Origin of the sequence: Microbacterium sp. Cr-K20, assembly GCF_000708325.1 — a bacterium.
Lineage (GTDB): Bacteria > Actinomycetota > Actinomycetes > Actinomycetales > Microbacteriaceae > Microbacterium.
Map to the genome: position 1 here is coordinate 469819 of NZ_JARE01000047.1, position 9961 is coordinate 479779.

General features: G+C 67.6%; 10 protein-coding genes. 5 read left to right on the forward strand and 5 right to left on the reverse strand.

The window, feature by feature from the left end; all coding sequences use genetic code 11:
- Positions 1-132 precede the first annotated feature (132 nt).
- Complete coding sequence (locus GZ67_RS0110425; protein WP_029263258.1) at positions 133-351, forward strand: DUF7455 domain-containing protein; 219 nt, start codon at positions 133-135, stop codon at positions 349-351.
- Positions 352-357: 6 nt separating this feature from the next.
- On the opposite strand, the gene GZ67_RS0110430 is transcribed toward GZ67_RS0110425, so the two are convergent.
- Positions 358-1398 carry an alanine racemase gene (locus GZ67_RS0110430; protein ID WP_029263257.1) on the reverse strand — a complete coding sequence of 347 codons (1041 nt, stop codon included), beginning with the start codon at positions 1396-1398 and terminating at the stop codon, positions 358-360.
- A complete protein-coding gene (locus GZ67_RS0110435) occupies positions 1395-2099 on the reverse strand; it encodes an alanine racemase (RefSeq protein WP_231481763.1) in 705 nt (234 codons plus the stop codon). Before GZ67_RS0110435 ends, GZ67_RS0110430 begins: the two co-directional genes overlap by 4 nt.
- A gap of 80 nt (positions 2100-2179) precedes the next feature.
- Here GZ67_RS0110435 and GZ67_RS0110440 point away from each other — a divergent pair, with 80 nt between their 5' ends.
- Positions 2180-3196, forward strand: a complete 1017-nt coding sequence (locus tag GZ67_RS0110440; RefSeq protein WP_029263255.1) for a sugar-transfer associated ATP-grasp domain-containing protein — start codon at positions 2180-2182, stop codon at positions 3194-3196.
- A gap of 63 nt (positions 3197-3259) precedes the next feature.
- Here GZ67_RS0110440 and GZ67_RS0110445 read toward each other — a convergent pair whose 3' ends face one another.
- From GZ67_RS0110445 to GZ67_RS0110455, 3 genes are all read right to left on the reverse strand, one after another.
- Positions 3260-3955 carry a coenzyme F420-0:L-glutamate ligase gene (locus GZ67_RS0110445; RefSeq protein ID WP_029263254.1) on the reverse strand — a complete coding sequence of 232 codons (696 nt, stop codon included), beginning with the start codon at positions 3953-3955 and terminating at the stop codon, positions 3260-3262.
- The gene (locus tag GZ67_RS0110450) at positions 3952-5190 is read right to left on the reverse strand and encodes an RNA polymerase sigma factor (RefSeq protein WP_029263253.1); all 1239 of its coding nucleotides are present in this window, start codon (positions 5188-5190) and stop codon (positions 3952-3954) included. Before GZ67_RS0110450 ends, GZ67_RS0110445 begins: the two co-directional genes overlap by 4 nt.
- 168 nt (positions 5191-5358) lie before the next feature.
- On the reverse strand, positions 5359-6300 hold the full coding sequence (locus GZ67_RS0110455; RefSeq protein ID WP_029263252.1) for a proteasome assembly chaperone family protein: 942 nt from the start codon (positions 6298-6300) through the stop codon (positions 5359-5361).
- Between the two features lie 114 nt (positions 6301-6414).
- Here GZ67_RS0110455 and GZ67_RS0110460 point away from each other — a divergent pair, with 114 nt between their 5' ends.
- The 3 genes from GZ67_RS0110460 to GZ67_RS19765 form a co-directional block, all read left to right on the forward strand.
- Positions 6415-7887, forward strand: a complete 1473-nt coding sequence (locus GZ67_RS0110460) for a leucyl aminopeptidase (RefSeq protein ID WP_029263251.1) — start codon at positions 6415-6417, stop codon at positions 7885-7887.
- A gap of 3 nt (positions 7888-7890) precedes the next feature.
- Positions 7891-9264 (forward strand): dihydrolipoyl dehydrogenase, encoded by a 1374-nt coding sequence (gene lpdA, locus GZ67_RS0110465; protein ID WP_029263250.1) that lies wholly within the window; start codon positions 7891-7893, stop codon positions 9262-9264.
- A 67-nt stretch (positions 9265-9331) separates the two neighbouring features.
- Positions 9332-9961 (forward strand): biotin/lipoyl-containing protein (locus GZ67_RS19765; protein ID WP_036330266.1); only part of this gene is annotated, 630 nt, incomplete at its 3' end.

Below are 9961 nucleotides of genomic sequence, written 5' to 3' on the forward strand. Positions count from 1 at the left end.
CGCGCGCGTCCAGTCCGTTCCCGTCCCGTACGCGCTGAGCGAAACACGCCGCAAACCGGGCATGCACACAGGTGCAGCGTGGTTGTATTGACCAAATCAGCAAGCGAAGCCGACACCCGAGGAGGCACCGAGATGAATGCAACGACCGAACGTGACACCTCCACCATCGAGTTCCGTCTGACGGCCATGGATCGTTGCGATTCCTGCGGCGCTCAGGCGTACATCGCCGCCGAGGTGAACGGCTCCGAGCTCCTGTTCTGCGCCCACCACGGCCGCAAGTACGAAGAGAAGCTCCGCAGCATCGCGACCAGCTGGCACGACGAGACAGCACGCCTGATCCAGGCGGTCTGACGCCCGTCAGTTCTGTACGACCCGGCGGACCCGAGCGGTCAGCCGGGTGAGGATCTCCTCGCCCACCGTGTCGATACGCTCAGCGAGAGTGGTTGCCGACGATTCTCCGCGCTCACCCGCGCCGAACAGGGTGACCTCGTCCCCCACCCTGAGGCCCGGCCACCCGGCGACGACCGACGTCGTCTGATCGACGGCCATCAGATTCCGGGCACCGTCCGGCGTCCCCACGTCGACACCCCTGAGGGTCGAGGGGAAACCGTCGAAACTGCCGATCGAGATCACGGCGTCGCCTGCGTCGACATCCACCACGGTCGCCACCAGACTCGCCACCGGACGGACGCCCGGCAGCTCAGGGCCGTCGGCGGAACGGATGCCGTAGCAGAACGCTCCGATTCGCGACACCGTGCCGCGCATCTCGGGACGCCACCAGGATGCCGCTGAGGCCGTCAGGTGCAGCGAAGCGGGGACCGGCCCCGACTCCCCCACGACGCGCACCGCGTCCAGGAACACCTCTTGCGCATCGTCGTCCTCCTCGTCGCTCGCCTCGGCGATGTGACTCCACACGCCATCGAGTTCGAGGAGTCCTGCGCGCTCCGCCGCCCGGGCCTCCGCCACCGTCGCGGCCCAGTCCTCCGGCAGGATCCCGTTGCGGTGCAGCCCCGTGTCGATCTTCAGGTGCACGCGCGCACACACGCCGAGGGCTTCGGCGCGGGTGATGATCCGCCGCAGGTAGGCGGTCGTTCCCACTCCGAGATCGATCTGCTGCAGGAGGGCGTCGTCGACCTCAGCATCCGTCGATGTCGCCCATGCGAAGATCCGCGCATCCCCGCCGGCGATGCGTCGAACGCTCAGTCCACCGGCGATGTCGTAGCTGCCGAACCGCTCGACGCCTGCCTGGACCGCCGTCTCGACAGCCCACGCGAGTCCGTGTCCGTATGCGTCGTCCTTGAGCACGAGCATGAGGGCCGATGGCGCGATCCGCGTGCGCACGGCCTCGATGTTCGTGCGGAAGACGCTGCTGCTGACGCGCAACTCCGGGCGGCTCATGCCTCCCACCCCCGAACCGCGTGTGCACCGGCCACCGTGACGAGCTCCGCCGCCGCCATCCCGGTGACCGCGCTCCATCGGGCGAGTCCGTCCGCGGCGGGGCCGCGTCCACCGAAGTACGTGGCCTCCGCACCGGCTTCGACTTCGGAGCCGGCGAGGTCGACGACGCAGACATCCATGGCGACGCGCCCGATGATGGGTCGCGCGACACCGTCGATGTCGACGAGCCCCTGGTTCCCGAGCGCTCGCACGATGCCCTGTGCGTAACCGCCCGTCACGAGCGCCACCGTCGTGTCTGCGGACGCGCGGTAGGTGTAGCCGTACGAGACTGCGTCGCCTGCACGAAGGCGCTTGGTGGACATCACGCGGCCGGTCAGGCGCATCACGGGCTCCGTCACGAGGACGCCTGACTCATCAGGAAGTCCGTACAACAGAGTCGGATCGATATCGGCGTCGCCGGAGGTCACCCCGACGATTCCCTCCAGACGCAGCGCCTCGACCTCTCCGTCGGCGTCGACCAGCACCTGCTCCGCGCCGGCGGCGGTCACCGCCTGAGCGACAGCGAGCACGCCGTGCCCCCAGGCATCGCGACGCAGATCGGCGACGCGCCCGCCGGCGATCACCGCCGCTGACGCCCCTGCAGCCAAGGCAGACCGGGAGATGATCGCTCGCGGCAGGGCGCTGGAAGTCGTCTCACACACGTCCTCCACCCTAGCTTCCGACTCCCAGGTGGACCTGCGCGGCCCCCGTAGACTGGTGGAGACCCCGACCCTGGAGCCATATGTCTCGTCTTTCCCTCACGCCCCGCATCCGCTACCTGCTGGGACGTGCCCGCCGCATCGATGTCGGATCGGTGGTGGAACGAGCGAAAGAGGCTTCGGAGCAGCACCACAAGGCCGTACCCGGCATCATCGTCGACATGCTGTGGTCCGCCGCCCGTCACAACGTCGGCTTCCAGGACTACATCGACTACGACTTCGCCATGCTCACCAAGGCCGAGCGCGAGACCTACATGACGCATCCGGTGTCGAACCAGCTCTCGCAGCGGTACGACCACCCGGACTACCGCTGGATCTTCCAGGACAAGGTCGAGTTCGACAAGCAGTTCTCCGCGTTCCTGAAGCGCGAGTGGATGGTCGTCGAAGAAGGCAACGCCGACGCCGTGCGTGAGCTCACCCAGCGCCTCGGCACGATCGTGACGAAGGAGCCGGTGGGGCAGGCCGGCACCGGAGTGCACCGCTACCACGCTGCCGACATCGAGGACTGGAACGAGTTCCACCGCGGACTGCTGGAGCGCGGCGAACTGCTCATCGAAGAGGTCATCCGTCAGCACGACGCCCTGGCGGCCGTGTGCCCCGGCACCGTGAACACCACCCGCATCACCGCGTTCTTCGACGGCGAGAAGGCGCACATCCTCGCGATGGCGCAGAAGTTCGGCCGCGGCGAGGTCAGCGATCAGATGACCTTCGGCGGCTTCTACACGATGCTCGATGAGAACGGCCACGCCGTGGGAGCCGGGTACGACTCGCACGGGCACGTGCACGAGACGCACCCCGACTCGGGTTTCCGCATCGCCGACTTCCAATTGCCGTACATGGACGAGGTGCGGGCATTCATCGATGAGGTCGCCCGTGTCGTGCCGCAGGTGCAGTACGTCGGCTGGGACATCGTCGTGTCCCCCGACGGCCCCGTGCTCGTCGAGGGCAACTGGGGCGCCGGCGTCTATGAGAACAAGCCCAGCGTCACCGGCATCCGCACCGGTCACAAGCCCCGCTATCGTGAGGTCATCGGCTTCTGAACCATGAAGAGAAAGGCCCCGGATGCTCGGGCATCCGGGGCCTTCTTCGTGAGTTCCGAGAGATCAGATCGCGCGGACGATACCGAGCGGCGTGGACTCGAGGCCCTGGCCGAGCGGGTTGTCGCCGAGGATCTTCACCAGACGACGCTCACCGTCTTTGTCGAGCGTCGAACCGAGAATGTTGCCACCGAGATCGTTGATGTCGACCACGGCGACCTCCGCGTGACCGCCGACGAGCTTCTTGAGGCGGGCCGCGACACCGTCGGGATCCTTCGGCCCGAGCACGACCGCCTCGTTGTACGGCGGGATCGTGTGCTTGGTCGGTCCGTCGATCGCGCGTGCCTTATCGCCCGCGATGCGATAGAAGTCTCCCCGGCGACCGAACGCCTTGGTGACCGCCGCCACAGCCGAAGCGAAGAGGATCCGCGGCGTACCGCACTCCCGCAACGCCATCTCCATCGTCTCCGGCATGCCGAGCCCGATGCCGTACGGCGTGCGGGTGACGTACTTCGACAGGAACAACGCGAGCTTGCGCGGCTTGATCTCATCGAGACGGTACGACCGCCCCTGCGTGATCGCCACGATCTTCTCGGTCACGAACAGCAGGTCGCCCGGCTGCACCGCGTCCTTGGCGTACTCGGTGATGATCGCATCGAGGTCGTCCTCGGGCATGACCACGCGAGTTCGCAGCGGGATGCGCGCATAGTTCTTGCCGTCGACGCTCGCCTCGAGAGCCTTGCCGTCGTTCGCCTGGCTCATTCGAGGTAGTCCCGCAGGGACTGCGAACGGCTCGGGTGACGCAGCTTCGCCATCGTCTTCGACTCGATCTGGCGGATGCGCTCGCGCGTCACGCCGAACGTGTCACCGATCTGGTCGAGGGTCTTCGGCTGACCGTCGCCCAGGCCGAAGCGCATGCGGATCACGCCTGCTTCGCGCTCGGAGAGCGAGTCGAGCAGCTGTTCCAGCTGACGCTGCAGCATGGTGAATCCCACGGCGTCTGCGGGGACCACGGCCTCGGTGTCCTCGATCAGGTCGCCGAACTCGCTGTCGCCGTCCTCACCGAGCGGAGTATGCAGCGAGATGGGCTCGCGGCCGTACTTCTGCACCTCCACGACCTTCTCCGGCGTCATGTCCAGCTCGCGGCTGAGCTCTTCCGGAGTGGGTTCGCGACCGAGGTCCTGCAGCATCTGACGCTGCACGCGGGCGAGCTTGTTGATGACCTCGACCATGTGCACCGGGATGCGGATCGTGCGGGCCTGGTCGGCCATGGCACGGGTGATCGCCTGACGGATCCACCAGGTGGCGTAGGTCGAGAACTTGAAGCCCTTGGTGTAGTCGAACTTCTCCACAGCGCGGATCAGCCCGAGGTTGCCCTCCTGGATCAGATCCAGGAACTGCATGCCGCGGCCCGTGTAGCGCTTCGCGAGGGAGACGACGAGACGGAGGTTGGCACCGAGCAGGTGGCTCTTCGCGCGCTGGCCGTCGCGGGCGACCCACTGCAGGTCGAGTCCGAGCTGGCTCGTCTTCTCGGCCGCCGTCATCGCCGACAGCTTCTCTTCGGCGAACAGACCCGCCTCGATGCGCATGGCGAGCTCGACCTCTTCGGCCGCGTTCAGTAGCGCGACCTTTCCGATCTGCTTCAGGTAGTCCTTGACGGGGTCAGCCGTCGCACCGGTGATCTGCGTCGAGTAGACCGGGACGTCTTCATCGTCGTTCGACGAGATGACGATCGCGCCGGTCGGCAGCGGCTCGGTGAACTTCGGCTTGGCGTCTTCGTCCTCGTCGTCGTCGACAGCGGCCACGGCAGGAGCCTCGTCTTCTTCGACGACGTCCTCGGCCTTCTTCTTCTTGACGGGGGCGCGCTTTGCGGCAGCACGCTTCGCCGCGCTCAACGGCGCGGGCTTCTCGGGCGCATCGGCCTCGACCGGAGCGTCGGCGGTCGTCTCTTCGGCAGCCTTCTTCGTCCGGGTGTTCTTCGTCGTGGCAGGAGTCACGTTTCGCCTTTCACGGAGCTGCTGTGTAGCCCCGGGACATTTCGGACACTAGTAAGACCCTTGTCAAGTCCAGCGTTCGAAAACACTGATTGACAACGGGTCAGAGTCCTAGTATCGCACACGTGTGGCGATGCGGACGCATTCCGACGAAGTTCTCCCGTATCGATCTCAACCGCGACCGGGCTTGTCCTCGTCGCCGGACGGACGAGAGGCGAGGTAGCGCTCCAGCTCGGCCGCCAGCTCATCGGCGCTGGGCAGGTCGCGCTCGCTGAATCCGCCCTCGTCATAGGAATCGTCGTCGGGGTTGCGCCCCGCCATGTAGGCGTCGTAGCGACGCTCGAGGTTGTGCAACATCTGCTGCAGCTCGTCGTTCCCGGCGACCTGCTCCCCCACTCGGGTCAGGTAATCCTCGCGCCGCTCCTGCACCGCGTCGAGCATGAGCACCAGGCCCGTCGAGGCCATGAGCTTCTCGGCGGCGGCGATCACGGCATCGGGGTTCTCCGTCTCCGCGAGATAGTGCGGCACCAGGAGCACGAATCCGACGGCACGCTCGCCGCGTTCGATGAAGCGGTACTCGAGCAGGTGTCCCGCGGTGGCCGGCACCTGTGTGCGCGGCCTCCACACCGAATGCGCAACCGTGAGGTCGCGTCGGTTGCCACTCACCGTCGTGCCGATCGGACGCGTGTGCGGCACCGGCATGGCGATCGAGTGGACCCAGTGGAGCCCGGAAACCTCGAACTCCGCGGCCAGATCCAGCACCGTGCTCGCGAACGCGTTCCAGGCGAAGTCCGGCTCATAGCCGGCGAGCAGCAGGAAGGGCCGATCCAGGGCATCCGTCGCGAGGGAGAGTTCGAGCCGGGGCGGACGAAACTCGGTGAGGTGATCCTGATCGAAGGAGATCACCGGACGCCGTGCGCGATAGTCCAGCAGAGCGTCGTTGTCGAAGACGATGACCGGCTCGGGCGACGCGGTCTCGCGCAGGTGGTCGATGAGCCCGGAGACGGCGCTGCCCGCATCGGTGAAACCGGTGAGGAGAACCACCAGGGGCAGGCCGTGCGGCACTGTCGGCGCATTCGCGACACGTTCGTGGATCTCACCGGAGAAGGGCATGCCTCCATGCTACGAGCAGGTCCGGATACCGGGGCGCGACGCATCATGCTGAGAGCGAACACTCCCATGGGCGGCGGACGACCATGCTGCGGCGAAGATCCTAGGATGGAAGACATGACGCTTCCCGTGCTCTCGCACACCACCGCTCAGTTCCCCGGAAGCGCTGCAGATGCCGCAGTGCTCGTCGTCGCCACTCTTCCCGAGTCTGCGGAATCGCTGTCCGCCTACCCCGGCCTGGCGGACGCGCTGGCCGGCATCGGATTCACCGGCTCCGCCGGATCATTCGCCCGCGTGCACCTCCCCGAGGTCAGCACCTTGCCGTTCGCGGTCGTGGGAGCAGGCGACAAGCCCGATGCCGCCGCCGTGCGCAATGCGGCCGGCGCCGCGCTGCGCTCCCTCACCGGATTCGACCACGTCGCGCTCGGTCTCGCCGACGGCCTCGAGGGGTTCGCCCCTGCAGCGGCCGAGGGCGCGGTCCTCGGCGGCCACCGCTTCGACGGATACCGTTCCGAGAAAGGCAAGACCCGCGCCACCGCGGTCACCCTCCACGCGGTGCTCACCGATGAGGAGGCAGCCCATGCCCAGACCATCGGCGATGCGGTGGCGCTGATCAAGGACCTCGTCAACGTGCCTGCCGAGTGGCAGAGCCCTGCGCAGCTCGCGCAGAGTGCCGCCGACAGCGTCGCCGACCTCGACGTCACGGTCGAGATCCTCGACGAGAAGGAGCTGGCGGAGGAGGGCTTCGGAGGCATCCTGGGCGTCGGACAGGGCTCCGACCGACCGCCGCGGCTCGTGCGCCTCGACTACTCCCCCGCGGGTGCGAATCGACACATCGCCCTCGTCGGCAAGGGCATCACATTCGACACAGGGGGACTGTCCCTGAAGCCCGCGGCGTCGATGGTCGGGATGAAGTTCGACATGGCGGGAGCGGCCACGTCTCTCGCGGCGCTCCGCGCGATCGCCGCGCTGCAGCTGCCGGTGCGCGTGACGGCGTGGCTCTGCATCACCGACAACATGCCGTCCGGGCGAGCACTCCGTCCCGGCGACGTCATCCGCATCCTCGACGGCACGACCGTCGAGGTCCAGAACACCGATGCCGAAGGCCGCCTCGTCCTCGCCGACGGCCTGGTCGCGGCGAGTCGCGAGCAGCCCGATGTGATCATCGACGTCGCCACTCTCACGGGTGCGATCGTCGCCGCCCTCGGACACCGGCACACGGGCGTCTTCGGCGACGACGACACCGTCGCCGAGTTCCTCGCTGCCGCCGAGCACGTCGACGAGCCCGCCTGGCACATGCCGCTGCCGAGCTACATGGAGGAGTCCCTCGAGTCGCCCATCGCCGACCTGCAGAACGCGAACATGGGTGACCGGATGGGAGGTGCCTCGTTCGCCGGTCTGTTCCTGCGCCGTTTCGTCGGCCGCACTTCCGAGGCCGAGGACGCCCCGCGCATCCCCTGGGTCCACCTCGACATCGCCGGCTCCGGCGAGCACGGCGGATCACCGTACGGCTTCACGGAGAAGGGCCCCACGGGGGCGATGGTCCGATCGATCGTCGCCTTCGCCGCAGCATCCCACAAGGAGGCATGACACATGACAACCCACACCTTCGACGTCGTCGTCCTGGGCGGCGGCAGCGGCGGCTATGCCGCGGCTCTGCGCGCGAGTGAGCTCGGCAAGTCCGTCGCACTCGTCGAGAAGGACAAGGTCGGCGGCACCTGCCTGCACCGCGGCTGCATCCCGACCAAGGCGCTGCTGCACGCCGCCGAGGTCGCCGAGCATGTGCGCGACGCCGCCTCCGTCGGCGTCACCGCGACGCTGGAGGGCATCGATCCGGCTGGTGTCCGGGCATACCGCGAGGGCATCGTCGCAAAGAAGTTCAAGGGACTCGAAGGCCTCGTGAAGGCCCGCGGCATCACGACCGTCGCCGGTCTCGGCCGACTGAACGCCGACCGCAGCGTCAGTGTCGGCGATGATGTGTACGTCGGCGCCGATGTGGTGCTCGCGACAGGCTCGTACAGTCGTTCACTTCCCGGCCTCGACATCGGCGGACGGATCCTCACGAGCGAGCAGGCGCTCGCGCTCGATGTCATCCCGGAGCGCGTCCTCATCCTCGGCGGTGGCGTGATCGGCGTCGAGTTCGCCAGCGTGTGGCGCTCCTTCGGTTCCGAGGTCACGATCATCGAGGCTCTGCCACACCTGGTCCCGAACGAGGACATCGCCCTCAGCAAGGGCCTCGAGCGCGCATTCCGTCGTCGCGGCATCCAGTACTCGCTCGGTGTCCGCTTCCAGACGGCGACGCAGGACGACTCCTCGGTCACCGTCACGCTCGAAGACGGCAAGGAGTTCACGGCCGACTACCTGCTCGTCGCGGTCGGACGAGGCCCCGTCACCGCAGACCTCGGATTCGAAGAGGCAGGCGTCACCCTCGCCCGCGGCTTCGTGACGGTCGACGAGAACCTGCGCACCGGCGTTCCCGGGGTCTGGGCTGTGGGGGACATCGTTCCCGGCCTGCAGCTCGCCCACCGCGGATTCCAGCAGGGCATCGCCGTCGCCGAACGCATCGCCGGTCTGTCCCCCGCGAACATCCCGGACGTGCAGATCCCCAAGGTCACGTACTCGAGCCCCGAGGTCGCCTCGGTCGGCGTCACCGAGGAGGCTGCGATCGCCGAACACGGTGCCGATGCGGTCGCCGCTTACGAGTACAACCTCGCCGGCAACGGCAAGAGTGAGATCATCGGGACGAGCGGGCTCGTCAAGGTCGTCCGGCTCAAGGACGGCCCCGTACTCGGCGTGCATCTGCTCGGCGATCGCGTCGGCGAGCTCATCACCGAGGGACAGCTCGCTGTCGCCTGGGAAGCGCATCCTGAGGACATCGCCCCCCTGATCCACGCCCACCCGACCCAGAGCGAGGCACTCGGCGAAGCCTTCCTCGCACTGGCCGGCAAGCCCCTGCACGCCCTCTGAGCACCAACCGGTGCCCGAGTCACTAAGCTAGACAAGCGTCATACAACTTCTTGAAGGAGACTCAGTCATGAGCACATCCGTCGTCCTCCCCGCTCTCGGCGAGAGCGTCACAGAGGGTACGGTCACCCGCTGGCTCAAGCAGGTGGGAGACACCGTGCAGGCGGATGAGGGCCTGCTCGAGATCTCGACCGACAAGGTCGACACCGAGATCCCCTCCCCCGTTTCCGGCGTGATCGAGGAGATCCTCGTGGCCGAAGACGAGACCGTCGAGGTCGGTGCGCTTCTCGCGCGAATCGGCGATGGCAGCGAGTCGGCCCCTGCGGGAGACGCTCCTGCTGCCGCCGAGGCTGCACCCGCTGAAGCCGCGCCCGCTGAGGCCGCGCCCGCGGAATCCGCACCTGCTGCGGCCGCACCTGCCGCTGAGGCCCCCGCACCCGCCGCGGAGACGCCGGCTGCAGAATCCGCTCCCGCCGGCGACGCGACCGACATCGTGCTTCCCGAGCTCGGCGAGAGTGTCACCGAAGGCACCGTGACCCGTTGGCTCAAGCAGGTCGGCGACAGCATCGCCGTCGACGAGGCGCTTCTGGAGATCTCGACCGACAAGGTCGACACCGAGATCCCGTCGCCGGTCGCCGGTGTGCTGCAGGAGATCGTCGCCGGCGAAGACGAGACCGTCGCCGTCGGCGCTGTCCTCGCT

What these genes read in the sequence shown, in the direction of transcription:
- GZ67_RS0110425 (WP_029263258.1), top strand. Translation starts at nt 133, where the DNA reads ATGAATGCAACGACCGAACGTGACACCTCCACCATCGAGTTCCGTCTG.
- GZ67_RS0110430 (WP_029263257.1), bottom strand. Translation starts at nt 1,398, where the DNA reads ATGAGCCGCCCGGAGTTGCGCGTCAGCAGCAGCGTCTTCCGCACGAAC.
- GZ67_RS0110440 (WP_029263255.1), top strand. Translation starts at nt 2,180, where the DNA reads ATGTCTCGTCTTTCCCTCACGCCCCGCATCCGCTACCTGCTGGGACGT.
- GZ67_RS0110445 (WP_029263254.1), bottom strand. Translation starts at nt 3,955, where the DNA reads ATGAGCCAGGCGAACGACGGCAAGGCTCTCGAGGCGAGCGTCGACGGC.
- GZ67_RS0110455 (WP_029263252.1), bottom strand. Translation starts at nt 6,300, where the DNA reads ATGCCCTTCTCCGGTGAGATCCACGAACGTGTCGCGAATGCGCCGACA.
- GZ67_RS0110460 (WP_029263251.1), top strand. Translation starts at nt 6,415, where the DNA reads ATGACGCTTCCCGTGCTCTCGCACACCACCGCTCAGTTCCCCGGAAGC.
- lpdA (WP_029263250.1), top strand. Translation starts at nt 7,891, where the DNA reads ATGACAACCCACACCTTCGACGTCGTCGTCCTGGGCGGCGGCAGCGGC.